The organism is Paracoccus sp. TOH (assembly GCF_030388245.1).
Classification (GTDB): Bacteria; Pseudomonadota; Alphaproteobacteria; order Rhodobacterales; family Rhodobacteraceae; genus Paracoccus; species Paracoccus simplex.
Map to the genome: position 1 here is coordinate 333,344 of NZ_CP098362.1, position 25,225 is coordinate 358,568.

General features: G+C 68.5%; 22 protein-coding genes. 12 read left to right on the forward strand and 10 right to left on the reverse strand.

The annotated features are described in order from the left end of the window. Positions 1 to 23 precede the first annotated feature (23 nt). The 7 genes from NBE95_RS18685 (at position 24) to NBE95_RS18715 (ending at position 7,653) form a co-directional block, all read left to right on the forward strand. Positions 24 to 1,172, forward strand: a complete 1,149-nt coding sequence (locus NBE95_RS18685) for an ABC transporter substrate-binding protein (protein ID WP_289895967.1) — start codon at positions 24 to 26, stop codon at positions 1,170 to 1,172. Between the two features lie 84 nt (positions 1,173 to 1,256). Further along, complete coding sequence (locus tag NBE95_RS18690; protein ID WP_289895968.1) at positions 1,257 to 2,129, forward strand: branched-chain amino acid ABC transporter permease; 873 nt, start codon at positions 1,257 to 1,259, stop codon at positions 2,127 to 2,129. Beyond that, the gene (locus NBE95_RS18695) at positions 2,129 to 3,088 is read left to right on the forward strand and encodes a branched-chain amino acid ABC transporter permease (RefSeq protein WP_289895969.1); all 960 of its coding nucleotides are present in this window, start codon (positions 2,129 to 2,131) and stop codon (positions 3,086 to 3,088) included. Before NBE95_RS18690 ends, NBE95_RS18695 begins: the two co-directional genes overlap by 1 nt. Further along, entirely contained in the window at positions 3,085 to 3,864 is a 780-nt protein-coding gene (locus tag NBE95_RS18700) for an ABC transporter ATP-binding protein (protein ID WP_289895970.1), read from the forward strand. The genes NBE95_RS18695 and NBE95_RS18700 overlap by 4 nt, the downstream gene beginning before the upstream one ends. Continuing rightward, a complete protein-coding gene (locus NBE95_RS18705; RefSeq protein WP_289895971.1) occupies positions 3,851 to 4,552 on the forward strand; it encodes an ABC transporter ATP-binding protein in 702 nt (233 codons plus the stop codon). Before NBE95_RS18700 ends, NBE95_RS18705 begins: the two co-directional genes overlap by 14 nt. A 4-nt stretch (positions 4,553 to 4,556) precedes the next feature. Then, positions 4,557 to 6,497 carry a 3-hydroxyacyl-CoA dehydrogenase NAD-binding domain-containing protein gene (locus NBE95_RS18710; protein WP_289895972.1) on the forward strand — a complete coding sequence of 647 codons (1,941 nt, stop codon included), beginning with the start codon at positions 4,557 to 4,559 and terminating at the stop codon, positions 6,495 to 6,497. A gap of 76 nt (positions 6,498 to 6,573) precedes the next feature. Continuing rightward, positions 6,574 to 7,653, forward strand: coding sequence for a pyridoxal-phosphate dependent enzyme (locus NBE95_RS18715; RefSeq protein ID WP_289895973.1), 1,080 nt, complete (start codon positions 6,574 to 6,576; stop codon positions 7,651 to 7,653). Positions 7,654 to 7,862: 209 nt separating this feature from the next. Here NBE95_RS18715 and NBE95_RS18720 read toward each other — a convergent pair whose 3' ends face one another. Next, positions 7,863 to 9,230 (reverse strand): dicarboxylate/amino acid:cation symporter, encoded by a 1,368-nt coding sequence (locus NBE95_RS18720; RefSeq protein WP_289895974.1) that lies wholly within the window; start codon positions 9,228 to 9,230, stop codon positions 7,863 to 7,865. Positions 9,231 to 9,455: 225 nt separating this feature from the next. On the opposite strand from NBE95_RS18720, the gene NBE95_RS18725 reads away from it, so the two are divergent. Then, on the forward strand, positions 9,456 to 11,144 hold the full coding sequence (locus NBE95_RS18725) for an ATP-binding protein (protein WP_289895975.1): 1,689 nt from the start codon (positions 9,456 to 9,458) through the stop codon (positions 11,142 to 11,144). Then, complete coding sequence (locus tag NBE95_RS18730) at positions 11,141 to 12,478, forward strand: sigma-54 dependent transcriptional regulator (RefSeq protein ID WP_289895976.1); 1,338 nt, start codon at positions 11,141 to 11,143, stop codon at positions 12,476 to 12,478. The genes NBE95_RS18725 and NBE95_RS18730 overlap by 4 nt, the downstream gene beginning before the upstream one ends. Before the next feature lie 27 nt (positions 12,479 to 12,505). Here the strand turns inward: NBE95_RS18730 and NBE95_RS18735 are convergent, their stop codons facing one another. The 9 genes from NBE95_RS18735 to NBE95_RS18775 form a co-directional block, all read right to left on the reverse strand. After that, positions 12,506 to 13,117 carry a response regulator gene (locus tag NBE95_RS18735; RefSeq protein WP_289895977.1) on the reverse strand — a complete coding sequence of 204 codons (612 nt, stop codon included), beginning with the start codon at positions 13,115 to 13,117 and terminating at the stop codon, positions 12,506 to 12,508. A 79-nt stretch (positions 13,118 to 13,196) separates the two neighbouring features. After that, positions 13,197 to 15,527, reverse strand: a complete 2,331-nt coding sequence (locus tag NBE95_RS18740; RefSeq protein ID WP_289895978.1) for a cache domain-containing protein — start codon at positions 15,525 to 15,527, stop codon at positions 13,197 to 13,199. Between the two features lie 441 nt (positions 15,528 to 15,968). Continuing rightward, positions 15,969 to 16,730: an SDR family oxidoreductase gene (locus NBE95_RS18745; RefSeq protein ID WP_289895979.1), complete on the reverse strand. Its 762-nt coding sequence runs from the start codon at positions 16,728 to 16,730 to the stop codon at positions 15,969 to 15,971. Further along, complete coding sequence (locus NBE95_RS18750) at positions 16,727 to 17,554, reverse strand: DUF296 domain-containing protein (RefSeq protein ID WP_289895980.1); 828 nt, start codon at positions 17,552 to 17,554, stop codon at positions 16,727 to 16,729. The genes NBE95_RS18745 and NBE95_RS18750 overlap by 4 nt, the downstream gene beginning before the upstream one ends. Continuing rightward, on the reverse strand, positions 17,551 to 19,152 hold the full coding sequence (locus NBE95_RS18755; RefSeq protein ID WP_289895981.1) for an acyl-CoA synthetase: 1,602 nt from the start codon (positions 19,150 to 19,152) through the stop codon (positions 17,551 to 17,553). Before NBE95_RS18755 ends, NBE95_RS18750 begins: the two co-directional genes overlap by 4 nt. Further along, complete coding sequence (locus tag NBE95_RS18760; protein WP_289895982.1) at positions 19,149 to 20,318, reverse strand: acetyl-CoA acetyltransferase; 1,170 nt, start codon at positions 20,316 to 20,318, stop codon at positions 19,149 to 19,151. The genes NBE95_RS18755 and NBE95_RS18760 overlap by 4 nt, the downstream gene beginning before the upstream one ends. Next, positions 20,315 to 21,151, reverse strand: a complete 837-nt coding sequence (locus tag NBE95_RS18765) for a helix-turn-helix domain-containing protein (protein ID WP_289895983.1) — start codon at positions 21,149 to 21,151, stop codon at positions 20,315 to 20,317. Before NBE95_RS18765 ends, NBE95_RS18760 begins: the two co-directional genes overlap by 4 nt. A gap of 1 nt (position 21,152) precedes the next feature. Then, the gene (locus tag NBE95_RS18770; RefSeq protein ID WP_289895984.1) at positions 21,153 to 22,169 is read right to left on the reverse strand and encodes a TRAP transporter substrate-binding protein; all 1,017 of its coding nucleotides are present in this window, start codon (positions 22,167 to 22,169) and stop codon (positions 21,153 to 21,155) included. Between the two features lie 29 nt (positions 22,170 to 22,198). Further along, on the reverse strand, positions 22,199 to 24,019 hold the full coding sequence (locus tag NBE95_RS18775; protein WP_289896529.1) for a TRAP transporter large permease subunit: 1,821 nt from the start codon (positions 24,017 to 24,019) through the stop codon (positions 22,199 to 22,201). A gap of 185 nt (positions 24,020 to 24,204) precedes the next feature. Here NBE95_RS18775 and NBE95_RS18780 point away from each other — a divergent pair, with 185 nt between their 5' ends. From NBE95_RS18780 to napE, 3 genes are read left to right on the forward strand one after another with little or no spacing between them, the layout of a single operon-like run. After that, positions 24,205 to 24,378, forward strand: coding sequence for a hypothetical protein (locus NBE95_RS18780; RefSeq protein ID WP_289895985.1), 174 nt, complete (start codon positions 24,205 to 24,207; stop codon positions 24,376 to 24,378). A gap of 44 nt (positions 24,379 to 24,422) precedes the next feature. Further along, positions 24,423 to 25,064 carry an alpha/beta hydrolase gene (locus NBE95_RS18785; RefSeq protein WP_354670373.1) on the forward strand — a complete coding sequence of 214 codons (642 nt, stop codon included), beginning with the start codon at positions 24,423 to 24,425 and terminating at the stop codon, positions 25,062 to 25,064. Further along, positions 25,045 to 25,224 (forward strand): periplasmic nitrate reductase, NapE protein, encoded by a 180-nt coding sequence (gene napE, locus NBE95_RS18790; RefSeq protein WP_019353070.1) that lies wholly within the window; start codon positions 25,045 to 25,047, stop codon positions 25,222 to 25,224. Before NBE95_RS18785 ends, napE begins: the two co-directional genes overlap by 20 nt. Position 25,225: the final 1 nt, after the last annotated feature.

Here is a 25,225-nt window from a genome sequence, read left to right on the forward strand (position 1 = left end):
CGTTCTCTGGGAGGAGGAAAACCATGATCAAGACCACCCTGACCACGACCGTTCCGGCCGCGCTGATCGCGCTTGCCTTGGCCTCGGCCGCCAGCGCCGAAATCAGGATCGGAGCCTCGGTTTCGGCGACCGGCCCGGCCGCCTTCCTGGGCGATCCCGAGGCCAAGACGCTGGAGATGCTGGTCGAGGACCTGAACGCCAAGGGCGGCATCAATGGCGAAGAGATCGCGCTGGTGCTTTACGACGATGGCGGCGACGCCAACAAGGCACGCACCTTCGCCACCCGCCTGATCGAGGATGACGAGGTGCAGGCCATCATCGGCGGCACCACCACCGGCACCTCGATGTCGATCCTGTCGGTGGCCGAGGATGCCGAGATTCCCTTCATCTCGCTGGCCGGCGCCATCGACATCATCGACCCGGTGAAGCCCTATACCTTCAAGACCCCGCATACCGACCGCATGGCCTGCCAGAAGATCTTCGAGGACATGCAGAAGCGCGATATCGCGAAGATCGGCATGATCTCGGGCACCGACGGCTTCGGCGCCTCGATGCAGGCGCAGTGCAAGGAGGTGGTCGGCGATTACGGCATCGAGATCGTGGCGGACGAGACCTATGATCCCAAGGACGCCGACATGACGGCGCAGCTGACCAAGATCAAGAACGCCGAGGGCGTGCAGGCGGTGCTGAACCCGGGCTTTGGCCAGGGTCCGTCCATCGTGACGCGCAACTACAAGCAACTCGCCATCGACCTGCCGCTCTATCAGTCGCACGGCGTCGCCTCGGACGGGTTCATCGAACTGGCTGGCCCGGAGGCGGCCGAGGGCGTGCGCCTGCCCGGCACCGCGCTGCTGGTCGCCGAGCTGCTGCCCGAGGGCGACGCGCAAAAGCCGGTCGTCACCGCCTATAAGGCGGCCTTCGAGGAAAAGACCAAGACCCCGGTCGGCACCTTCGGCGGCTATGCACATGACGCCTTCCTGATCCTGACCGACGCCATCATCCGCGCCGGCTCGACCGAGCCCGGGGCGATCCGCGACGCCATCGAGGCGACCAAGGGCCTGGCCGGCACCACCGGCATCTATTCCTTCACGCCCGAGAATCACCTTGGTCTCGACCTCTCGGCCTTCCGCATGCTCGAGATCAAGGGCGGCGACTGGACGCTGGTCGAGTAAGCGGCTGAATTCCGGCCCTCGCGCCCTAGGGGGCGCGGGGGAATGCGCCTGCCACCCACGCACAAGACAGACGCCGGAGAGCACATGTCAGAGTTCTTGCAGTTCCTCTTTTCCGGGGTGACGGTCGGCGCGGTCTATGCGCTGGTCGCCCTTGGCTTCACCATCATCTACAACGCCTCGGATGTGGTGAACTTCGCCCAGGGCGAATTCGTCATGCTGGGCGGCATGATCACCTGGTTCGCCCATGCTGCCGGCCTGCCGTTGCCGCTGGCGGCGCTGATCGCCATCGTCGCCACCGCCGCGCTGGGGGTGGCGATCAACAAGCTGGCCATCGAGCCGGCGCGCGGCGCGCCCGTCGTGTCGCTGATCATCATCACCATCGGCGCCTCGGTCTTCCTGCAGGGCGCGGCGCAGCTGGTGTTCGACAAGCAGATCCACAGCTTCCCGGCCTTTTCCGGCGATACGCCGCTGCGCATCGGCGGCGCGACCATCCAGCCGCAAAGCCTGTGGGTGATCGGCGGCGCGCTGCTGGTCTTTGCCGGCCTGTGGCTGTTCTTCACCCGCACGCTTCTGGGCCGGGCGGTGCTGGCGACCTCGAACAACCGGCTCGCGGCGCAGCTCGTGGGCATCAACACCAATTTCGTGATGACGCTGTCCTTCGCGCTGTCGGCCGGGATCGGGGCGCTGGCCGGGGTGCTGGCGACGCCGATCACGCTGACTGCCTATAATGTCGGCATCGGCTTCGCGCTGAAGGGCTTTGCCGGCGCCATGCTGGGCGGCATGGGCAATCCCAAGGGCGCGCTGGCCGGCGGCTTCCTGATCGGGCTGATCGAGGCGCTGACCGCGGGCTACCTCTCCTCGACCTACAAGGAGGCCGCGGCTTTCGTGGTGATCCTGCTGGTGCTGTTCTTCATGCCGCAGGGCCTGTTCGGCCGCAAATCGACGGAGCGGGTGTGATGCCGAAACTCTCCGCCAAGTCCGCCACGCTGCTGGTGCTGGCCGCGCTGATCGCGGTCACGCCGTTCTTCTTTCCCTCGGGCTATTACTACCGGGTCGGCGCGCTGATCTTCGTCAACGGCCTGGCCGTGACCGGCATCGTGATCCTGACCGGCTATGCCGGGCAGATCAGCCTGGGCCATGCCGGTTTTGCCGGCATCGGCGGCTATGCCTGCGCGCTGGCGCCGACGCATCTGGGTCTGCACCCGTCGCTGGCGGTGGTGCTGGGCGCGGCGGTCTCGGCCGTGCTGGCTTACCTGGTCGGCCGGCCGATCCTGCGGCTCAAGGGCTATTACCTGGCCGTCGCCACGCTGGGCTTCGGCATCCTGGTCTCGATGGTGCTGAACAACGAACGGGCGCTGACCGGCGGGCCAGACGGCATCGAGGTTCCCGACCTGGGCCTGCGCGGCGTCCTGAAGGACTGGGGGCTGGAGCTGAGCAACGGCCAGTTCTGGTATTTCCTCTGCGGCATCGCGCTGATGATCGGCGCCTGGATCGCGCTGAACCTGCATCAAAGCCCGACCGGCCGCGCCCTGCGCGCTTTGCACGGCTCGGAAATCGCCGCGCGCACCGTGGGCGTGGACGTGGCGCGGCTCAAGCTGCAGGCCTTCGTCATCTCGGCGGTCTATGCCTCGGTCGCGGGATCGCTGGTGGCGCTGCAGAACAAGTTCATCACCCCCGATATCGCCGGCTTCATGCATTCGATCGAGATGGTGACCATGGCCGTGCTGGGCGGCGCCGGCTCGGTGCTGGGCGCGATCTTCGGCGCGGGCGTGCTGACGCTGCTGCCGCAGGCGCTGACGGTGCTGGCGGAATACGAGCAGCTGGTCCTCGGCCTGGTGATGATGCTGGTGATGATCTTCCTGCGGGACGGACTTCTGCCCTCGATCCTGCGCAAGCTGCGGGGGACCGGCGAATGACGCTGCTTTCGGTCGAGGGTCTGGGCATCACCTTCGGCGGCCTCAAGGCCGTGAACGATGTCAGCTTCAAGGTCGAGCCGGGCGAGATCGTCTCGGTCATCGGCCCGAACGGCGCCGGCAAGACCACGCTGTTCAACATGATCTCGGGCGTCTATCAGCCCGGTTCGGGCCGCGTGGTGCTGAAGGGCGAGGACGTGACCGGGATGCGCCCCGACCTGCTGGCGCGGCGCGGCATGTCGCGCACTTTCCAGAACCTGCAGATCTTCCAGGCCATGACGGTGCTGGAAAACGCCATCTCGGGCTTTCACCTGCGCGAAAAGGGGCCGGTGCTGGCCGACCTGCTGAACCTGCCCGCCTCGCGCCGCCGCTCGCGCGAGGCGCGGGACGGCGCGCTGGCGCTGCTGGCCCGCGTGGGCCTGGACCGCGCCGCGGATCGCGAGGCGGGGAACCTGTCCTATGGCTCGCTCAAGCGGCTGGAAATCGCGCGGGCGCTGGCGATGAACCCGGCCGTCCTGCTGCTGGACGAACCCGCGGCCGGCTGCAACGCCGTCGAGACCGAGGAGATCGACCACCTGATCGCCGAGGTCGCGGCATCCGGCACCGCCATCCTGCTGGTCGAGCATGACATGAAGATGGTGATGCGCATTTCCAGCCATATCGTCGTGCTGGACCATGGCGAGAAGATCGCCGAGGGTGCGCCGGCCGAGGTCAGCCGCAACCCAGCGGTGATCGCCGCCTATCTGGGAACCGAGGAGGGTGCCGATGCTGACGGTTGAGGGCTTGCGCTCGCGCTACGGGCGCATCGAGGTCTTGCACGGCATCGACCTGCATGTCGATTCCGGCGAGATCGTCACCGTGGTCGGCGCCAACGGCGCGGGCAAGACCACGCTGCTGCGCTGCCTTTCGGGCGTGCAGCCGGTCTCGGCCGGGCAGATCACCTTCCGGGGCGAGCCGCTGGCCGGGGTGCCGGCGCATCGCCGCCCGGCGCGCGGGCTGACGCAATCGCCCGAGGGCCGGCAGATCTTCACCAATCTCACGGTCGAGGAGAACCTGCGCCTCGGCGCCTTCCTCTACAGCGACGAGCGGGTGGAAAAGGACATGCAGGACGCGTTCCAGATGTTCCCGATCCTGCGCGAAAAGCGCAACCTGGCGGCCGGCGGGCTGTCGGGCGGCCAGCAGCAGATGCTGGCCATGGCGCGGGCGCTGATGGGCCGGCCGTCCTGCCTGCTGTTGGACGAGCCGTCGATGGGTCTGGCGCCGATCATCGTGCAGCAGATCTTCGACGTGGTCAGCGGGCTCAAGGCGCTTGGCGTCACCGTGCTGCTGGTCGAACAGAACGCTTTCGGCGCCCTGAAGATCGCCGACCGGGGCTATGTCATGGAAACCGGCCATATCATCATGCAGGGACCGGCGGCGGAACTGATCGCCGATCCGCGCATCCGCGAAGCCTATCTGGGGATCTGAGGAAATGACCGTCACCATCGCCCGCCAAGGGGAAATCGCCATCGTCACCGTGGACAATCCGCCGGTCAACGCGCTGTCCACGGCGCTGCGGCAGGGGCTGTGGGACGCGGTGGGCGCGCTGGACGCCGACGCCTCGGTCGCGGCGGTGGTGCTGGTCTGCGCCGGCCGCACCTTCATCGCCGGGGCCGACGTGACCGAATTCGGCAAGCCGCCGCAGCCGCCGCACCTGCCCGACCTGGTGGACCGCATCGAAGGCGCCGCGAAGCCCTGGGTCGCGGCCATCCACGGCTCGGCGCTTGGCGGCGGGTTCGAGGTGGCGATGGGCTGCCGCTTCCGGGTGGCCGCGCCTGACGCCTCGGTCGGCCTGCCCGAGGTTGGCCTCGGCATCGTTCCCGGCGCCTCGGGCACGGTGCGCACGCCGCGCCTTGCCGGCGCCGCGCTGGCGGTGGAGCTGGTGACCTCGGGCAGGCCGATGCCTGCGCCGAAGGCCTTCGCCGCCGGGCTGGTCGATGCGGTGATCCAGGGCGACCTGCGCGACGGCGCCGCAGCCTTTGCCCGGCAGGCGCTGACGCGGCCCTTGCCGGCGCCGGTCTCGGCCCGCCCGGTTGCCGCGCCCGCAGCGGGTTTCTGGGCCGAGCAGGAGAAGGCCGTCGCCAAGACCGCCAAGGGCGCCGCCGCGCCGTTGCGGGCGCTCGATTGCCTGCGCAAGGCCGTCGAGGCGCCCTTTGCCGAGGCCATGGCCTTCGAGCGCCAGACCTTCCTGGAACTGCGCGGCTCGGACCAGGCGGCGGCGCTGCGCCATGTCTTCTTCGCCGAGCGCGCCGCGCCGCGCCCCGCCGCCCTGCGCGGGGTGGAACCCCTGCCGCTGCGCCGCGCGGCCGTCATCGGCGGCGGCACCATGGGCGCGGGCATCATCGCCGCCCTGTGCGAGGCCGGCCTGCCCGTCACCCTGATCGAGCGCGACGACGCGGCGGTGGCGCGCGGCCTGGCCAATCTGCGCGGCATCTTCGCGGGCGGCGTCAAGCGCGGCAAGCTGACCGAGGCGCAGGCCGAGGCGCTGACGGCCGGCGTCACCGGGACCACGGATTATGCCAGCATCGCCGATGCCGATCTGGTGATCGAAGCGGTGTTCGAGGAAATCGGTGTCAAGCGCGCCGTGTTCGAGCAACTCGCCCGGGTCTGTCGCCCGGATGCGGTGCTGGCGACCAACACCTCCTATCTCGACCCGCGCGTCATCGCCGAGGTGCTGCCCAATCCCGGGCGTTTCATCGGCCTGCATTTCTTCAGCCCGGCCAATGTGATGAAGCTGCTGGAGATCGTGCCCGCGCCGGACACCTCGGACCGCACGCTGGCCACCGGCTTTGCGCTGGCGCGGATGCTGAAAAAGATCCCGGTCCGCGCCGGCATTTGCGAGGGCTTCATCGGCAACCGCATCCTGAAACGCTATCGCGCCGCGGCCGAGGCGTTGGTCCGCCAGGGCGTGCCGATTGCCGAAATCGACGCCGCCATGCGCGGTTACGGCTTCGCCATGGGGCCGTTCGAGGCGCAGGATCTGGGCGGGCTCGACATCGCCTTCCTGCAGCGCGAGGGCGCGCGGGCGGCGGGGCAGGACGTGCCCGAGACGCTGGGCGACATCCTGGTCCGCGCCGGCCGCAAGGGCCAGAAAACCGGCGGCGGCTGGTATGACTATGCGCCGGGCGAGCGCCGGCCGCAGCCCTCGGCGGTGGCGGCCGAACTGCTGGCGGACCAAATCCGGCCCGGCCCGGCGATGAGCCGCGAGGAGATCGCCCAGGCCCTTGTCAGGGAAATGGCCGCCGAGGGCCAGGCAATCCTGAACGAGGGCGTCGCGCAAACCCCCGCCGACATCGACCTGGTCGAGATCCACGGCTACGGCTTCCCGCGCTGGCGTGGCGGGCCGATGTTCGCCACCGGCCGCAAGGGCTGATACCGCGCCGATTCCGGCTTAAAAGCCGGGCGGATTGCGCTACTCTGCCTCCATCAATGCAGATGGAGGCAGACAGATGGCAGAGCAGGGGATCAGGACCACCCGGGGCCGCGGCCGGCTTTACGACAGCATCCTCGACACGGTGGGCGACACGCCGACCATCCGCATCAACCACCTCGGCCCCGAGGGCGTGCGGCTTTACGTCAAGGCCGAGTTCTTCAACCCCGCCGCCTCGGTCAAGGACCGGCTGGCGCTGAACATCATCGAGGCGGCCGAGCGTTCGGGCGCGCTGAAGCCCGGCCAGACCGTGGTCGAGGCGACCAGCGGCAATACCGGCATCGGTCTGGCCATGGTCTGCGCGCAAAAGGGTTATCCGCTGGTCGTCACCATGGCCGAGACCTTCTCGGTCGAGCGGCGGCGGCTGATGCGCATGCTGGGCGCCAGGGTGGTGCTGACGCCCAAGGCCGAAAAGGGCACCGGCATGTACAACAAGGCCGTCGAACTGGCCGAGAAGCACGGCTGGTTCCTGGCCCATCAATTCGAGACCCCCGCCAATGCCGATATTCACGAGGCGACCACAGCGCAGGAGATCCTGGGCGATTTCGCCGGCGAGCGGCTGGATTACGTCGTCACCGGCTATGGCACCGGCGGCACCGCGACCGGCCTTGCCCGCGTGCTGCGCCGCGAGCGTCCCGAGACGAAGATCGTCCTGACCGAACCGGCCAATGCGGCGCTGGTCAGCAGCGGCATCGCGCAGGAGCGCACCGCGGACGGCTCGCCCGCCGTCAGCCACCCGGCCTTCGAGCCGCATCCGATCCAGGGCTGGACGCCGGATTTCATCCCGCTGGTGCTGCAAGAGGCGCTGGACTCGGACGGTTACGACCAGCTGATCCCGGTGCCGGGGGCCGAAGGCATGGCATGGGCACGAAAACTCGCCGCGCGCGAAGGGATCCTGACCGGCATCTCGGGCGGCGCGACCTTCGCCGTCGCGATGCAGATCGCCGAGCGCGCCGAGCCCGGCTCGGTGATCCTGGCCATGCTGCCCGATACCGGCGAGCGCTACCTTTCGACGCCGCTGTTCCAGGAGATCCCCGAAGGCATGGACGAGGAAGAGACCGCGCTGTCGAATTCGACCCCCGGCTACCGGATGGGCTAGCGCAGCCCGTCGCGCAGCTCGGCTTGCAGCGCCTTCGGCCGGGGTAGGCCGGGCATCCCAAAGACCTTGCCCGAAAGAGACGATCCGATGCGCCGCAGATCGCGGCGATAGAGCGGTGACGCCGGCGGGTAAGGCGGCGCTGGGAACGCAACCGGCCGGCCCGCGGGATCTGCGTGCCGGCCGGTCGGTATCTTCTGCCGCGGCGGGGATCAGTCGGCGCTGGCCTCGTTCAGGCGCAGCCCGGCGGGGGCGCCGTGCAGGCCGCGGACCGGGGCGATCTCGGCCCCGTCATCGCCGGCCAGGGCGCGGTCGAACTGCTCGCGGTCCAGCGCGCCTTCCCAGCGGCTGACGACCACGGTGGCGACCGCATTGCCGATGAAGTTGGTGATCGAGCGGCATTCCGACATGAAGCGGTCCACGCCCAGGATCAGCGCCATGCCGGCGACCGGCACCGTGGGCACCACGGACAGGGTCGCGGCCAGGGTGATGAAGCCCGCGCCGGTGACGCCCGCCGCGCCCTTCGAGGACAGCATGGCGACGAGCAGCAGCAGGATCTGCTGTTGCAGCGTCAGATCGGTATTGGTGGCCTGGGCGATGAACAGCGCCGCCAGGGTCATGTAGATATTGGTGCCGTCCAGGTTGAAGCTGTAGCCGGTCGGCACGACCAGCCCCACGACCGAGCGCTTGCAGCCGGCGCGCTCCATCTTCTCCATCAGCGAGGGCAACGCCGATTCCGATGACGAGGTGCCCAGCACCAGCAGGATCTCGGCCTTGAGATAGGAGATCAGCCGGAAGATCGAGAAGCCGTTGAGCATGCAGACCGTGCCCAGGATCACCACGATGAACAGCGCCGAGGTCAGGTAGAAGGTGCCGACCAGCGTCGCCAGGTTCACCACCGAAGCGATGCCGTATTTGCCGATGGTGAAGGCGAAGGCGCCGAAGGCGCCGATGGGCGCGGCCTTCATCAGGATGTCCACCATGCGGAACACGGCATGGCTGATCGCCTCGAACAGCGCCACGACCGGCTTGCCCTTGTCGCCGATCAGGATCAGGCCGATGCCGAACAGGATGGCGACGAACAGCACCTGCAGGATGTTGCCGTCCACGAAAGCCGATGTGATGGTGGACGGGATGATGTCCATGACAAAGCCGGTCAGGCTGGTCTCATGCGCCTTGGCGGCATAGTCGGTGACCTTGCTGGCATCCAGCGTCGCCGGGTCGATGTTCATGCCGGCGCCGGGCCGGATGACATTGGCGGTGATCAGCCCGACGATCAGCGCCAGCGTCGAGAAGGTCAGGAAATAGCCGAAGGCCTTGCCGACGACCGAGCCCACGCCCCTGAGCGTGCCCATGCCGGCCAGCCCGGTGACGATGGTCAGGAATATGACCGGGGCGATGATCATCTTGACCAGCTTGATGAAGGCGTCGCCCAGGGGTTTCAGCGCCTCGCCGGTCTGGGGATAGAAATGGCCGATCAGCGCGCCGGCGACGATGGCGCAAAGGACCTGGAAATAGAGATGTCTGTAGAAGGGGCGCGGACCGTGGGCGGCCGGCGCTGCCGAGGTGTCGATTTGCATAGAGGCCTCCTCCGACCTGCGAATGACGGGTATGTGACAGCCATGATAAGTCGTCGGGTCTTGACGCCCAAAAGCCGGGCGCATGGCGGCAATGCGTTGTAATCATGTCTTTTTGCTGCGATCCGGGCAGGAAAACCGTGCGGTTTCCCACACAGCGAGGGCGTGCTAGTGTGGAAATCCACACAGGCGGGCGCTGATCCCGCAGCCAGAGGAGAACCGGCGGCAATGGTTGATTCGGCGGCGGGTGCGGTCGGTGGAAAATTGGCGGGTGCGCGCCGCGCCGCGCTGGCCGCCGTCATTCTTGTCGCCTGCCTTGGCCTGCTGGCGCTGACCTTCGGGCTGGTGCGCGAAAGCGCGGTCGCAGAGCTGGCCCAGCGGCTGGAGGTGACGGCGCGCACCCGGGTGCAGGCGCTGGAAAGCGTGCTTGCCAAGCAGCGTGCGGTCGCGGCGGTGCTGTCGGACGACACGGTCATGCGCGAGGCGCTGGCCGATCCCAACCCGGCCCATGTCGCCCGCGCCTCGGTCAAGCTGGACCGGCTGCGCGGTCAGACCGACAGCGCGGTTATCTATCTGCTGGACCGCGACGGGGTCGCGATCGCCGCCTCGAACTGGGACGAGGCGGTCAGCTTCGTCGGCTCGGACTACAGTTTCCGCGACTATTTCAGTCAGGCGCTGCTGCGAGGCGAGGCGACGCAATTCGCCCTTGGCACCGTCAGCAAGCGGGCGGGCCTGTACCTGTCGCATAACGTGCTGCTGGGGGGACAGCCGCGCGGCGTGATCGTGGTGAAGGTCGAATTCGACCAGACCGAGCGCAACTGGGCGCAGGCCGGCGAGCGCATCTTCGTGACCGATGCGGCGGGGCAGGTAATCCTGACCAGCCAGCCGGGGCGGCGCTTCGGCGCCTTGCCCGCCGCCGGCGCGGGCGAGGTGGCGGCGGCGCTGCCGGTTCCCGGTGCCGATTGGCGGCTGGTGATCCGCGCGCCCTCGGCCGGGGCCAGTCAGGCGGCGGCCTTCGCCACCGGGACGGTCGGCTTCCTGCTGTCGCTGATGCTGGGTGCCGGCTTCTGGGCGGCGCGCGCCCGCACCCGCGCCGCCCGTCGCGCCGAGGCCGAACGCCGCTACCGCGCCGATCTGGAGCGCGCGGTCGAGGAGCGCACCCGCGACCTGACCGCCGAGATGCGCGAGCGCCGCGCCGCCGAGCAGCGGCTGGTGCAGATGCAGGGCGAGATGGTGCAGGCCAACAAGCTGGCGACCCTGGGCCAGATCACCGCCGGCGTCGCGCATGAGGTGAACACGCCGCTGGCCACCATCCGGCTTCTGGCCGAGAACGGCCAGCAGTTGATCCCGCCGGGGGCGGCGCCCGAGGTGGCGGAAAACCTGGGCCAGATCCTGCGCATGTCCGACCGCATCGCCCAGTTCACCACCGAACTGCGCAGCTTTGCCCGCAAGGCCACCGGCGACCTGGGGCCGATCCCGCTGAAGGAGGCGCTGGACGCGGCGCTGCTGCTGGTCGCCAGCCGCCGCCGGGCCGAGGGCATCCGCATGGTGCTGCCGCAGATCCCCCCGGGCCTTGCCGTGCGCGGCGAGACGGTGCGGCTGGAACAGATCCTGGTCAACCTGATCCAGAACGCGCAGGAGGCGCTGTCCGGCCGCCCGGATGCCGAGCTCCGCATCGCCCTGACCCAGTGCGACGGCACGGTGCGGCTGACCGTCTCGGATAACGGGCCGGGCCTGACGCCGGAAATCGCCGCCACGCTCTTTACCCCCTTTGCCACCAGCAAGCCGCAGGGGCTGGGGCTGGGCCTGGTGATCTCGCAAGAGATCGCGCGGGATTTTGGCGGCAGCCTGACGGCCGAGCCGCCGCAGCCGGGCCGGGGTGCCACCTTCCATCTCGACCTGCCGGGGATGCCATGACCGAAGCTCCGCTCGTCCGCCTTGTCGATGACGATCCCGACCTGCTGGCCGCGCAGGTGCAATCGCTGAAGATCGCGGGGTTCCGGGCCGAGCCGTTCACCGAACCCGCCGAGGCGCTGCGCGGGCTTGGCCCCGACTGGCCGGGCGTGGTGCTGTCCGACGTGCGCATGCCCGGCATGGACGGGTTCCAGGTCTTCGAGCGCATCCATGCGCTGGACCCGGACCTGCCGGTGATCCTGCTGACCGGCCATGGCGACGTGCCGATGGCGGTGGCGGCGCTGAAGCGGGGGGTCTACGACTTCCTGACCAAGCCCATCGGCGGTGGCCCGCTGGCGGCGGCGCTGGCCCGTGCCGTTTCGTCCCGCGCGCTGGTGCTGGAAAACCGCGCGCTGCGGCAGCAGCAGCAGGCCGGCGCCGCGGCCGAGACCCGGTTGATCGGCCAGAGCCCCGTCATGATGCATCTGCGCGAGACCGTGGGCCGGGTGGCCGAGACGGGGGGCGACGTGCTGATCCTCGGCCCCGGCGGCTCGGGCAAGGAGACGGTGGCGCGCGCCATCCACCGCCAAAGCCCGCGCCGCGCCCGCGCCTTCGTGCATGTCGCCTGCGCTGCGCTGGACGAAACCCGCTTCGAGGCCGAGATGCTGGGCGCCGAGTCGCAGGGGCGCAACCCGCGCCTGCCGGGACGGCTGGAAAGCGCGCATCGCGGCACGCTTTACCTTGACGAGATCGACGCGCTCTCTCCGGCGCTGCAGGCGGCGCTGCTGGCGCTGATCGAGGCGCGCGAGATCCGCCCGCCCGGCGCCGCCGCGCCGCGGGCGCTGGATCTGCGGGTGATCGCCTCGAGCAGCGCCGATCTGGCGCGGCTGATGCGCGAGGGGGCGTTCCGCAGCGACCTCTACTATCGGCTGGCGGGCATCACCCTGACCCTGCCGCCGCTGGCCGAACGCCGCGAGGACATCCCCGAGCTGTTCCGGCATTTCCTGATCGAGGCGGCGGCGCGGCTGGACCTGCCGGCGGCGCCGGTCACCGGCACGGTCAAGGCGCGGCTGGCTGGCTATGGCTGGCCCGGCAACCTGCGCGAGCTGCGTCAGTTCGCCGAAAGCCATGCGCTGGGCCTGTCGCCTTTCGATGCGGCCGGAGGAGGAGAGGACGGGCCGGGCCTGGCCGGGCTGGTGGCGGAATACGAGGCCGAGCTGATCCGCGACGCCCTGCGCCTGGCCGAGGGCAACGCCACCCAGGCGATGGCCCGGCTGCGCCTGCCGCGCAAGACCTTCTACGACAAGCTGAACCGGCACGGCATCAGGCCCGCCGATTTCCGCGTCAACGACGGCTAGCGGGCCGGCCCGCCGGTGATACCGGCTTTATTTCCCTGCCAGCGCGATCAGTTCGGCCACCGATCGCGCGTTCAGCTTTTCCAGGATGCGCGCCCGGTGGTGGTCCACCGTCCGCGGGCTGATGCCCAGGGCGGCGGCGATTTCCTTGCTGGAGATTTCCGAGGGCCGCGCCACCATGCGCTCGACGATCTCCATCTCGCGCGCGGTCAGGCGCTCGAACCGGGCGCGATGGTTGCGGTTCTGCTCCTCGTCGGCAAGGCGGGCGCGGGTGATGGCGAAGGCGGTCTCGATGCGTTCCAGCAGGTCGGTCTGGCGGAAGGGTTTTTCCAGGAAATCGACCGCGCCGGCCTTGATCGCCTGCACCGATTCGGGCACGCCGCCGTGCCCGGTGATGAAGATGATCGGGATCGCCATGCCCATGGCGTTCATGTGCTTTTGCAATTCCAGCCCGTTCATGCCGGGCATGCCGTAATCGAGGACCAGGCAACCGGCGCGGCGCGGGTCGTAGCTGTCCAGAAAGGATTGCGCCGAGGCATGGCTCTCGACCGCGTAGCCGCGCCTTTCCAGCGCGCGCGCCAGGGATCTGCGAATATCGTCGTCGTCGTCGATCACGAAGACCGTCAGGGAAACCTCGGACATGGCAGCCTTGCGTTAAGGATCGCAAAGGGTATCGGTCAGTTTTTGCCGGGCTGCAAGCCGGCCGGCATCCGCGACCGTCTCAGCCATGCGCGTGGACCGGCAGCGTGAACAGGAATCGCGAGCCGCGGCCGGGCAGGGTCTCGTGCCAGAGCGTCCCGCCATTCGCCTCGACGATCGAGCGGCAGATGGACAGGCCCAGCCCCATGCCGTCGGACTTGGTGGTCTCGAATTGCGAGAACAGGTTGATCCCCGGCGCGATTCCCGGGCCGGTATCCTCGACGGCGATGCGGACCATGCCGCCGTCGCGCGCGGCGCGCAGGATGACGCGGCGGTCGGCGGCGGGGTCGGGGGCCAATGCCTCGATGGCGTTGCGCAACAGGTTGACGATCACCTGCGCGACCTGGACGCGGTTGCCGCGCACCGGCGGCAGGTCGGGATCCAGCAGGGTCTGCAGGCCCACCCGCGCCTCGGTCGCCTCGGCCTGGACGAGCCGCAGGGTCTGTTCGATCAGCGGTGCCAGATCAAGCGCGGTGCTGCCGCCTTCGTCCTTGCTGATGAAGCCGCGCAGGGCGCGGATGATCTCGCCCGCACGCAACGACTGGCCCTCGATCTCGGCCAGGATGGTGCGCAGGTCGTGCAGCGCCGGCGGCGGTCCGTCCGGCTGCTCGTTCAGGATCAGCAGCGCCGTGTCGGCATTCTGCGCGATGGCGGTCAGCGGCTGGTTCAGCTCATGCGCAAGCCCGGCCGCCATCTGGCTCATGGTCTTGCCGCGCGCCAGATGCGACAGATCCCGGTTCAGCTGGAGGATCTGCGTCTCGGCTCGCTTGTTCTGGGTGATGTCGTCCATGGTCAGCACCGCGTGCAGGGGCTTGCCGTGCTCGTCCCGGATCAGGATCTCGTTCAGGGTGATCCAGATGGTGCTGCCGTCCTTGCGAATGCAGCGGATCTCGCGGTTGACGGCAAAATCGCTGTCATCGGTGTTGAAAATCGCCCCGACGAAGGTCGGGTCGTCGGGATGGAACAGGTCGCGCAGCCGCATCTGCGACAGGTCCCGGGCGCTGTAGCCGGTCATCTCGCAGATCCGCGCGTTCACGCGGATGAAGCGGCCGCTGTCGGGCTGGATCTGCGCCATCCCGCGCGAGGACATGTTGAAGGTTTGGCCGTATTCGCGCTCGGTCTTGCGGCGCGCGACGATCTGCTGAACCAGCGCGTCATTGGCGCGCCCCAGTTCCTTGTAGGTGCGGGGCAGGGGGGCGTCGGGGTCGAGCTCGCCCTGCGAGATCAGCGCCGTGCGCACTGCGAAGGCCCGCACCGGCCGGTGGATGTAATCGGCCAGTGCCAGTCCGATCAACCCGGTCAGTCCGGCGACCAGTACCGCCAGCCAGATGTTCAGTGTGCGGTTTTTCTTCAGCACGCCGGTGAAGTCGTTCTCGGGGGCATAGACGGCGATGGTCCAGGGCAGCTTGTCGCTGATCACCGGCATGATGGTCGAGACATAGGACGCGCCCTGATAGTCGAATTGCGACGGCGTCTCCTGCTGGACCGGCAGGGCGCCGGCCAGCGCCAGCGGCCCGAAGGCGGCGCGGGCGATCGGGTCGCCAAGCTCGCGGATGTCGGCAAAGCGCAGCGTGCCGTCGGCGCTGCGGGTCTTGATCAGGCTGGCATCGGGATGCGCGATCACATCGCCGTTATGGTTGATGATCAGCGCCCGGCCGTGCTGGCCGATGTTCAGCCGCGACAGGAATTCCGAGATCATGCTGATCTCGATATCCACGCCGACGGCGCCGCGTACGCGGCCATTTTCGTGCAGCACCGGCGCCGCCAGGGTGATGCCGGGCTGCTGGGACGAGAAGAAGATGTAGGGATCGGTCCAGATCGTCCGCCGCTCCTTGCAGGCCTTGACATACCAGGGCCGGTCGCGCGGGTCGTAGGTGTCGGTCGGGTCCAGCTGCCGCCCGACTTCCGCAAAAGTCGCATCGCGCCAGATCAGTTCGACCCGGCGCTTGCCGTTCTCGATCGAGATGATCTTGGAACGGTATTCCGCCCGCCCGTCCGGGCTGCGCATGACCATCACGAAGGTGCCGTCCTCGCGCCCGTAATACAGCCCGGCGAATTGCGGCGCCATCTTCAGCTGCTGGAACAGCAGCTGTTCCAGCACCGGCGTGTCGTGGCTGGCGATGACCCGGTTTTGGGCCAGCTGCGCGGCCAGCTCCGCCGCGCCTTGCGCCGGGCTGAGGAAGCCCTTGGAATGTTCGATGGTGTTAATGCCGACATCGCGCAAGAGGTCGCGGGCGTGCCGGATCAGCGCCCGTTCCGACGTGACGTAAGATGAGAAAACCACCAGCAGGATGGCCAGGAATTGCAGCCCGGCCATGCCCACGGCCAGCGAGGCGCCCAGCGATTTCTTCATCAGCGGGGATCTCCGGGCAGGTTCCGGCTCTCGGCGGCGGAGCCGCGGAGGCATCGCGTCATGGTCATGCGGGCGTCTTTCGGATGCGGGTGGAGGCGGGCGCCGGCCCTGGCGGGGTCGTGTTTAGCATTTTGCAAGGCGCGCCGCATCGGTCCGCCGGCATTTCCCGCGCCGGCGTGTCTTTGGCACATACGCAGAATTGCCTAGGCAATGGCGCGGAATTTATTCTTCCGGGTTGGTGTGGAAGAGAGCGGGCATTGGAAGCGCGGCCCCGCCGCCGCTCGGGTCAGGTTCCGGGCGGTATTTCAGGGGCAAATGGATTTCGGTTGCGACTTGTAACGAGTGGGCAGGGTTATTGCCCGACATGACAAAATGGCCGGCACCATGGACATTGCTGCATGGTGCCGGTCAGTTTGTGTCGTTCTTGCGGCAAGGCCGGGTTCAGGCCGGTTCGGTCTCGCGCCGCAGTGCCGGCAGGCCGACGCCGGTGGCGTCGAAGCCGCCGTCCACCGCCAGCGTCTGGCCCGAGACGAAGCTCGCCTTGTCCGAGCACAGGAAGACGATGGCCTCGGCGATCTCGCGCGCCTCGCCGTAGCGGTTCAGGGGAATGGCGTCATAATAGGCCGCGATGATCTCGGGCGCGTGCACGGCCATGGCCAGCTTGGTCTTGACCGGGCCGGGGGCGACGCAATTGACGCGGATGCCCTGTTCGCCCAGTTCGGCGGCGAATTGCTTGGTCAGGTGGATCACCGCCGCCTTGGAGGTGCCATAGGCCACCCGCAGCGTCGAGGCGCGCAGCCCGGAAATCGAGGCGATGTTGACGATGGCGCCCCGGGTCTTGGCCAGTTCCCCGGTCGCGGCCTGCGTGCACAGGAATACGCCGTCGAGATTCGTCGCCATGACCTCGCGCCATTGCTCGAAACTGGTCCGGCCGACCTGCGAGAACAGCGCGACCCCGGCATTGTTCACCAGCGCATCGACCCGGCCGAAGCGCTCGACCACCTTGCGGATCACCCCGTCGACGGCCTGCGGGTCCGAAATGTCGGCCTCGATGGGCAGGACGTTTTCCAGGGGATCGCAGGCGCGGTGCAGTTCCTCGGTATCGCGGTCCACCACGGCCACGGCCCAGCCCTGTTCCAGGAAGATCTCGGTGGCGGCCAGGCCGATGCCGCGGCATCCGCCGGTGATGATGGCGGTTTTCATGGTGTCTCCTCTTTCGGTTCGATGATCAGTTCCAGCGTCACGCCCACGGGATTGGCGCCCCGTTCCAGCGTGCCGCGCGCGATATGGCCGTGGATGTCCACGACCTCGATCGGGACATGCGCCGCGCCCTGGGCCAGCCGTGCGCCGTCGAAGCGCAGCTCGGTGGCCAGGCAATCCATGCGATGCCCCTCGGCGAAGCGGATATGGTCGATGCTGCCCACGCCATGCAGGCGGGCGTCGCGGATGCCGTGGCGCGCGGCCAGCGTCTCGATGGCTGTGATCACATCCTCGCCGGGCAGGATGCGGGCGAAAAGCCCGGGACCGTCGCCGCCGCCCTGCGGGGTGAACAGGGTGAAGGCGGTCTCCGCGTCGGGCAGCGCCTCGAACCATGTCCCGGCCGCGCCGAGCCCCGAGACCACCACCTCCTCGGCGACGGTCGAGTCGAAGGGCAGCAGGTGGCCCATCCTCCTGGCGCGCCCGTCCGACCAGATGCCGTGGCAGTGCAGGAAGGGCGCGCCCTCTTTCCAGCCCACGGTGGCCGTGGCGCTTTCGATGGTCCAGCGGCCGGCCGGCGCATGGGTGTGGGAATACCAGGCCGCGTGCAGCCCGTCGGTGGACAGCGCCGGCAGCACATAGCGCATCGGCCCGCAAACAAGGCCCGCCAGCGAGAGCACGCCGCCCTTGCAGCCGTGATCGGCGAACAGCTCGCCCACCGCCTGCATGACCGTCTGGCCGGCGCGCAGTCGGCCGCGGATGGGCCGCAGCGTGGCGCGGCGGGCCTGCGCACGTTCGGCCGTTCGGGGGCCGGGATGGACCATGCTCATGCCGGGGCCTGCTCCAGCAAGCCGCGGGCGTCCAGTTCCTCGCGGATCATCTTCTTGGTGATCTTGCCATAGGCCGATTTCGGCAGGCCGTCCCAGAACAGGAAGCGCCTGGGCAGCTTGTAGCGCGACAGTTTCGGCATCAGGAACGCCGCCAGTTCCTCCTCGGTCACCGGGGTGCTGGCGACGCAGATCGCCCAGCCGACCTCGCCCCACAGCAGATCGGGCACGCCCAGCACCGCGACTTCGGAAATGGCGGGATGGGTCAGGATCTTTTCCTCGATCTCGCGCGGGTAGACGTTCGAGCCGCCCGAGATGAACATGTCGCTTTCGCGCCCGGTGATGTAGAGGAACCCCGCCTCGTCCATGTGGCCCAGGTCGCCGGTGCGGAACCAGCCGTGGCGGAAGGCCTTCGCATTGGCCTGCGGGTTCCGGTAGTAGCCGGCGAAGACGGCGGGGCCGATCACGCAGATCTCGCCGGTCTGGCCGGCCGGCAATTCGCGGCCCTGGTCGTCCTGGATCTGGATCTCGATGCCGGTGCGGGCATGGCCGCAGGTGCCGATGCGGACGGCCGGGCCGTCCTCGGCCTCGTGCAGATGTGCGGGCAGCACGGTGATGTTGCCCGTGCATTCGCCCAGGCCGAAATATTGCACCAGCACCTTGCCGAGGGTGCGCAGCGCCTTCTGCTGATCCACCCGATACATCGGCGCGCCGGCATAGATCACATAGCGCAGCGACGAGGTGTCGGCCGTCTCGGTCGCCGGATGCTCGACCAGCAGCTTCAGGATGGTCGGTACGGTGAACATGGTGGACACCCGCCAGTCCCGCACCAGATCCCAGACCTGCGCCACGTCGAAACGCTCGGTCGGCAGCAGCACGGTTTTCACCCCGCGCGCCACCTGGGTCAACTGGTGCACGCCCGCGCCATGCGACAAGGGCGCGATGACCAGCGAGGCGTCGTCTCCGGTCAGGCCCGGCATCAGGTCGGCCAGGTGGTTCGTCACCACGAAGGCCATCTGACCATGGGTCAGCACGCTTGCCTTGGGCCGGCCCGTGGTTCCCGAGGTGAAGAAGAACCAGCAGGGATCGTCGCGGTCCACCGCCGCCACCTGCGGGCGGCTTCCCATGTGCTCGGCGGTGATCGCCTGCACCGAGGCGCCGAAACCGGCCTGCCCGAAGACCAGCGTCGTGACGCCGCAGGCGGCGGCATGATCGGGAAAGGCGGCATTGCAGAACATCAGCGTCGCGCCCGAGGATTCGGTCAGCCAGGCCACTTCCTCGGGCGTCTGGCGAAAGTTCGCGGGCACCCAGACGCCGCCCGCGCGCCAGGTGGCGAACATGGCCTGCATCATCTCCATGCAGTTCTGCGACTGGCACATCACCCGGTCGCCCTTTTGCAACCCAAAGCGGGTCTGAAGCGCGTGGGCCAGGGCGTCGGCGCGGGCCTCGAACTCGGCCCAGCTCCAGCGCGCCTCGCCCATGACCAGCGCGATGCCGTCGGGGTCGCGCCGGGCGGCCTGGGTCAGGAAGGTGGCAAGGTTCATCACCCGGGTCGAGACCGGGATCACGCCGCCGGCCGGGTCGATGGCGGGTCCGGTCATTTCACGCGCTCCAGGATCGAGCAATAGCTGGCGACCGCGGCGCCGCCCATGTTGAAGACGCCGCCCAGGCTGGCGCCGGGCACCTGCATGGCGCCCGCGTCGCCGGCCAGCTGCATCGCCACCATGACATGCTGCGAGACGCCGGTGGCGCCGATCGGATGACCCCGGGACTTCAGCCCGCCCGACGGGTTCACCGGCAGCGCGCCGTCGAACCGGGTCACGCCGTCGCGGATGACGCGCCAGCCCTGGCCGCGCGGGGCCAGGCCCATGGCCTCGTATTCGATCATCTCGGCGGTGGTGAAGCAGTCATGCGTCTCGACCAGCGACAGGTCCGTGACGCCGAGCCCCGCCTGATCCAGCGCCGACGCCCAGGCCCGGTGCGGGCCGTCGAAGGCGATGGGATCGCGCCGCGACAGCGCCAGCAGGTCGCCGGCCTGGGCGCGGGCGCGGAAGCGGATGGCGCGCTGCAGATCGGCCGCCACCTCGGGCGCGGCCAGCACCAAGGCCGCCGCCCCGTCCGAGACCAGCGAGCAATCCGTGCGCCTGAGCGGCCCGGCGACGCGCGGGTTCTTGTCCGAGATGGTGTTGCAGAAGCCGACGTCGAAGGGCCTCTGCATATGCGCATAGGGGTTGCGCATGCCGTTTTCGTGGTTCTTGGCGGCGATCATCGCCAGTTCCTCGGACCGGTCGCCGTGGCGCTGGAAATAGCTTTCGGTGATGCGGCTGAAGACGCCGGCGAAGCCGCCGGGGATCTCGCCCTCCTCGGGGACATAGCTCGCGGACAGCAGGATGTCGCCGACCTGGTCGCCCGGGGTCGCGCTCATCTTTTCGGCGCCGATCACCAACGCCACCTTGCCGCGTCCCGAGGCGATGAAATCGGCCGCCGCATAGAGCGCGGCCGAGCCGGTGGCGCAGGCGTTTTCCGTGCGCATGAACGGCACGCCCGCCAGGTCCGGCGTGCCCATGGCGACCAGCGCGCCCTGGAAATCCTGGCGCGAGAAGCCGTTGTTGTAGACGCCGACGAAGATGCCGTCGACGGCATCGGCGCCAAGGCCGGCGTGGTCCAGCGCCGGCCGCGCCACCTCGGCCATCAGGGCCATTGTGTCGGGCGCCTCGGACCTGCCGAATTTCGTATGCGCCCAGCCGACGATCAGCGGATCGGTCATGCGATGTTCCTTTTCTGTTGCGTCTCAAGCGCCGCGAGCCGGGATTCGACCAGCCGCGCCTCGCGGTGCAGGGCGGCGGCCAATTCGGTCCGGCGTGCCTCGCCCATGCGGTTCTCGATGGCGGCGATGGAAAGCGCGCCGGCCGGGCGGCCGTCGCGCCACAGGATGGCGACGCCCAGGCCCCAGGATCCCGGCACCACCCGGCCGGGATTCAGCGCCTCGCCCGTCGCGCGGGCGCGGGCCAGGTCGTCGGCCAGCGCGGGGGCCAGGCCGGGAGCCAGAAGCTCGATCAGCGGCGCGGCCTTCTGCAAAAGCGCGTCGGCCTCGGGCACCGGCAGGGCGGCAAGCAGCGCCAACGCCCCGGCACCGACGCCCGCGGGCTTGCGGTCGCCGCGCATCAGCGCATGGGTGCGGATCGGGAAATCGCCCTCGATCCGTTCCAGGCACAGCGTATGGTCGCCCTGCGGCACGGTCAGCAGCACGGTGTCGCCGGTCTCGTGCGCCAGCCGCAGCATGGATTCGCGCGCGTGATGCAGGATGCCGTGGCGCTCGGCGGCGAATGTGCCCAGCAGATAGGCCTCGGGGCCCAGGTGATAGCGCCGGGTCCGGCGATCCTGTTCGACCATGCGCGCCGCCGCCAGGGCCAGCAGCAGCCGCCGCACCGTGGGCCTTGTCAGCCCGGCGGCGCCGGCCAGTTCCGTCAGCCCCAGCCCGGCGCTGCCGCCCCTGCCGACCAGCGACAGAAGCGACAGCGCCCGCGCCACCGCCTGCGCGCCGCCGCCGGCGGGCTCGGGGACGGGGGCGGCGGGGGATGGGGCCGGCGCCTGGGTCATGTCAGACCAGCTTCCGGCCGATGGCGGTTTCCAGGATCTCCCAGGCCTCGTCGCCATAGGTCTTTTTCCACTCGGCATAGAAGCCCGCCTCGCGCAGCTTGTCCGCGAAGGGCTGCGGGTCCACGTCGTTGAACACGAAGCCCTGGCCCTCCAGGTCGCCGCGCAGCGAGGTGTTCAGCGCCATCACGTCGGCGCGCTGCTTCTCGGCGCCGGCGTTGAAATGCTTGGCGACGATCTGCTGCGCGTCCTCGGGCAGGGCGCCCCAGGCGCGACGGTTGCCCAGCAGCCAGAACCCGTCCCACATGTGGTTGGTCATCGAGAGATATTTCTGCACCTCCCACAGCTTGGCGACCTTCATGATGGCGAGGGGGTTTTCCTGCCCGTCCACGATGCCGGTCTGCAGCGCGGTGTAGACCTCGGCGAAGTTGATCGAGGCGGGCGCCGCGCCGAAGGCCGAGAACAGCGAGGTCCAGAGCGGGCTGACCGGCACGCGGATCTTGAAGCCCTCGAAATCGGCGGGCGTGGTGATCGGCTTGGTCGAGGAGGTGGTCTGGCGGAAGCCGTTGTCCCAGATCTTTTCCATCACCACCAGGCCGGCGCCCTCGATCTGCGCGCGCTCATAGGCGCCCAGCTCGCCGTCCATCGCCTTCCAGACGGTGTCGTAATCCGGGAAGGCGAATCCCACGCCGTTGATCGAGGCGTTGGGCACCAGCGTCGACAGGATGATCGGCGAAAGCTGGAAGAACTCGACCCCGCCCGAGCGCAGCTGGCCCAGCACGTCGGTATCGGCGCCGAGCTGGTTCGAGGGGAAGATCTGGATGTCCACCGCGCCCGAGGTTTCCTCGAGGATCGCCTTGACCGCCTCGGTCAGCCGGACGTTGCTGGGATGCTCGAGCGGCTGGTTGTTGGCGATCTTGTAGCTGAACTCGGCGGCGCGGGCGGCGCCCGGCCGGATGAAGGGCGCGGCCAGCGCGCCGGCGGCGGCACCCATCAGGACGCTGCGGCGGGTGATTGTCATGTTTTCCTCCTCCCCGAAGGTTGTTGACGTCAAAGCAAGGCGGTCGAGAACCAAGGCACGGCGGCGATGGCCAGCAGGCCGATCAGCAGCGCCGCCAGATAGGGCCAGATGCGGCGCATGACCTGGTCGGCGGGCACATTGGCGATCTTGCAGGCGATGTAGAAGCCGATGCCGATGGGCGGCGCCATCAGGCCGATGTTCATGGCGGTGACGATGACCATGGCGTAATGGATGTCGTGGATGCCGAGGCCGCGGGCGATGGGGAACATGATCGGCGCCAGCAGCACGATGGCCGGCAGCCCCTCCAGCACGCAGCCCAGCACCAGGAAGATCACGATGCTGGCCAGCATGAACACCACCCAGCCGCCCGGCAGGCCGGTGACGAAACCCATCAGGTCGCGGGCAAAGCCGGATTGCGTCAGGGCCCAGGCCATCGCCGAGGCCGCACCCAGGATCAGCAGGATCGCGCCGGACATGGCGGCGGTCTCGACCAGCATGGTGCCCAGCTTGTGCAGCGGGATGCCGCCATAGAGCACGACGCCGATGAGGAAGGCGTAGACCACGGCGATGGCCGAAACCTCGGTCGCGGTGGCGACGCCGCCGCCGACCAGGCTGCGGATCATGAAGGGCAGCACCAGCGCCGGGGCGGCGATCACCCCCGCCTTCAGGATCAGCGCGGGCGTGACGCGGGTGACGCCCGACATGTCCTCCTTGCGGGCCTTCCAGCGCGCCAGGACGGCCAGCACCACCAGCAGCACCATGGCGATGGCGAAGCCCGAGGTGAACAGCCCGGCGATGGACACCCCCGCGACCGAGCCCAGCACGATCAGCACGATCGAGGGCGGCACGGTATCGGCCATGGCCGCGCCGGTCGCCAGCAGCGCCGTCATCTCGGACGGCGAATGGCCGCGCCGGCGCATTTCCGGAAACAGCGCGGGCGCCACCGTCGCCATGTCCGAGACCTTGGAGCCGGAAATCCCCGAGACGAGGAACATCGAGCCCAGCAGCACATAGCTCATCCCCGCCTTGACGTGGCCCAGCAGCGAGGCGAGGAAATTGACGATGGCCTTGCCCATGCCCGTCGCGTCCAGGATGCAGCCCAGAAGCACGAAGACCGGAACCGACAGCAGGATCAGCGAGGACATGCCCTCGTCGATGCGGCCCATCATCACGAAGATCGGCGCATGGCTGGCAAAGGTCAGATAGGCCAGCGTTCCCAGCGCGAAACAGAAGGCGATGGGCACGCCGCCGCAAAGCAGCACCGCGACCAGCAGGCCCAGCCAGATCGGCAGGTTCCAGTTGCCGATGGAGAGCAGCGTCGGCCGCGCGAACCACAGCAGCGCGATCAGGGCGCCGGCCAGGACCACCGTGCCGGCGATGATCCGCCATTCCCGTGTGCGCAGCACCGAAAGCAGCGACAGCGCCGCCATCAGCCCGATACCTGCCGGCAGGGCCGAGGCGCGCCAGGACATCGGCAGGCCCAGGGCCGGCGAGGTCACATAGCTTTCCTCATAGGCGTATTCGACCGCCACCGGCAGCAGCCGCAGCAGCAGCACGCAGACCAGCACCTGGCCCGCCACCTCCACCACGCGGGCCAGCCGTTCGGGCAGCAGCGGCAGGAACACGGTCAGCTTCATGTGTTCGTGGCGGTCCACCGCCAGCGTCGCGCCCAGCATCGCCATCCAGATGAAGCTGATCGAGGCGACCTCGTCGCCCCAGATCAGCGGCTTGCTCAGCACGTAGCGGAAGAACACATTCGCCAGCACCGTGACCATCATCACCACCAGCAGACCGGCGGCGGCGATCTCGACCGGGCGCATCCAGCGCTCGGCGCGCTTCGGTTCGGTCATGGCCTCGATGCCGCCAAGCGCCAGCTCGCCCTCCGGCTGGGTGTCGGTGAGTTGCATTGTCTTCCTCCCTGCGCGGCGGGCTCTCCCTTCCCCTGTCTGCATCCATCATGTGGACAGCTTGACAGCCGCGTCTTAGGGGATTTCTGCGGAACTCATGCCCAATTGCAAGAAATAAATTCCACATCATGCCAATTTTGGCGGTGGGCAAGCCGGCGATGCATATCCATGTTCCATATGGTGGAATAAATGCTGCGCGTTTTGCAGCTGCAACAATCCCATGTTCAGCCCCGGCTGGAATGATTTCCCAGTTCCTGGCCGAATTTGGAACAAAAAACTCGGTTAATATGATGGATATTTGACGAAAGAAGAAAGGCCATGATTCGCACCTTGCTTCTCCCCGGCCTTGACGGGGCACCGGCGCCGCATTGGCAGCATTGGTGGGCGCGGTCCGAATGCCGGCATCGTCGAACAGCCCACGTGGACGCGGCCCTGCCCGGACCGATGGCTGACCGAGATCGCCGGCGCCCTGCTGATGCATCCGGGTTCGGTTCTGGTCGGGCATTCGCTTGGCGCCGTCGCCGCGGGTGAAGCTGTTGCTGCAATGGTCGCAGTTCAGGGTGGGCGGTGTGCTGCTGGTGGCGGGGCAGGCGCTGCGCCGCCAGATCAGTCCGGCAGCCTTTCGGCGGCTGGTCCTGTTCTGCCTGCTGCTGCTTGGAACCTGCTGCTTGGGACTGAAATGCTGCTGTGGCCGCTGCTTCGCCCGGGCCCGGGCGGATCACCGCGCCAGGCGCGAAAGCCCCGCTTGCCCCTCCGGACGGCGGGTGCGGCGTGTTGTCGCATAACAGCAAGTCTATGCAAATACGTGATTATTTCGCTCTCGACGGCCTGTCTTTCAAGTCCGGGCATTTTGCCTGTCCTGCCGCGCTTCTCGGGAACGCCTGAGATTCGTGCAGGAACTTTCTTGACCCCTCACGGTTTTGTGGGAAGATTGAACCAGAGCGTCTACACGCAAGGGTTGCTCGAAAATGGTCGATTCCGCGAATGAAACCGATCACCCCAAGCATCGCAAGCGGGATGAAATCATCGCTTTCCTGATCCTCGCCGTGGTGATCTGGCCGATCCTCTCGGTCGGGATCGTCGGCGGTTACGGCTTCCTGGTGTGGATGTGGCAGATCATCTTCGGCCCCCCCGGACCCATGCATTAGG

What these genes read in the sequence shown, in the direction of transcription:
- NBE95_RS18770 (WP_289895984.1), bottom strand. Translation starts at nt 22,169, where the DNA reads ATGACAATCACCCGCCGCAGCGTCCTGATGGGTGCCGCCGCCGGCGCG.
- NBE95_RS18710 (WP_289895972.1), top strand. Translation starts at nt 4,557, where the DNA reads ATGACCGTCACCATCGCCCGCCAAGGGGAAATCGCCATCGTCACCGTG.
- NBE95_RS18780 (WP_289895985.1), top strand. Translation starts at nt 24,205, where the DNA reads ATGCCAATTTTGGCGGTGGGCAAGCCGGCGATGCATATCCATGTTCCA.
- NBE95_RS18700 (WP_289895970.1), top strand. Translation starts at nt 3,085, where the DNA reads ATGACGCTGCTTTCGGTCGAGGGTCTGGGCATCACCTTCGGCGGCCTC.
- NBE95_RS18725 (WP_289895975.1), top strand. Translation starts at nt 9,456, where the DNA reads ATGGTTGATTCGGCGGCGGGTGCGGTCGGTGGAAAATTGGCGGGTGCG.
- NBE95_RS18745 (WP_289895979.1), bottom strand. Translation starts at nt 16,730, where the DNA reads ATGAAAACCGCCATCATCACCGGCGGATGCCGCGGCATCGGCCTGGCC.
- NBE95_RS18760 (WP_289895982.1), bottom strand. Translation starts at nt 20,318, where the DNA reads ATGACCGATCCGCTGATCGTCGGCTGGGCGCATACGAAATTCGGCAGG.
- NBE95_RS18750 (WP_289895980.1), bottom strand. Translation starts at nt 17,554, where the DNA reads ATGAGCATGGTCCATCCCGGCCCCCGAACGGCCGAACGTGCGCAGGCC.
- NBE95_RS18705 (WP_289895971.1), top strand. Translation starts at nt 3,851, where the DNA reads ATGCTGACGGTTGAGGGCTTGCGCTCGCGCTACGGGCGCATCGAGGTC.
- NBE95_RS18740 (WP_289895978.1), bottom strand. Translation starts at nt 15,527, where the DNA reads ATGAAGAAATCGCTGGGCGCCTCGCTGGCCGTGGGCATGGCCGGGCTG.
- NBE95_RS18695 (WP_289895969.1), top strand. Translation starts at nt 2,129, where the DNA reads ATGCCGAAACTCTCCGCCAAGTCCGCCACGCTGCTGGTGCTGGCCGCG.
- napE (WP_019353070.1), top strand. Translation starts at nt 25,045, where the DNA reads ATGGTCGATTCCGCGAATGAAACCGATCACCCCAAGCATCGCAAGCGG.
- NBE95_RS18735 (WP_289895977.1), bottom strand. Translation starts at nt 13,117, where the DNA reads ATGTCCGAGGTTTCCCTGACGGTCTTCGTGATCGACGACGACGACGAT.
- NBE95_RS18730 (WP_289895976.1), top strand. Translation starts at nt 11,141, where the DNA reads ATGACCGAAGCTCCGCTCGTCCGCCTTGTCGATGACGATCCCGACCTG.
- NBE95_RS18715 (WP_289895973.1), top strand. Translation starts at nt 6,574, where the DNA reads ATGGCAGAGCAGGGGATCAGGACCACCCGGGGCCGCGGCCGGCTTTAC.
- NBE95_RS18775 (WP_289896529.1), bottom strand. Translation starts at nt 24,019, where the DNA reads ATGACCGAACCGAAGCGCGCCGAGCGCTGGATGCGCCCGGTCGAGATC.
- NBE95_RS18720 (WP_289895974.1), bottom strand. Translation starts at nt 9,230, where the DNA reads ATGCAAATCGACACCTCGGCAGCGCCGGCCGCCCACGGTCCGCGCCCC.
- NBE95_RS18765 (WP_289895983.1), bottom strand. Translation starts at nt 21,151, where the DNA reads ATGACCCAGGCGCCGGCCCCATCCCCCGCCGCCCCCGTCCCCGAGCCC.
- NBE95_RS18755 (WP_289895981.1), bottom strand. Translation starts at nt 19,152, where the DNA reads ATGACCGGACCCGCCATCGACCCGGCCGGCGGCGTGATCCCGGTCTCG.
- NBE95_RS18685 (WP_289895967.1), top strand. Translation starts at nt 24, where the DNA reads ATGATCAAGACCACCCTGACCACGACCGTTCCGGCCGCGCTGATCGCG.
- NBE95_RS18690 (WP_289895968.1), top strand. Translation starts at nt 1,257, where the DNA reads ATGTCAGAGTTCTTGCAGTTCCTCTTTTCCGGGGTGACGGTCGGCGCG.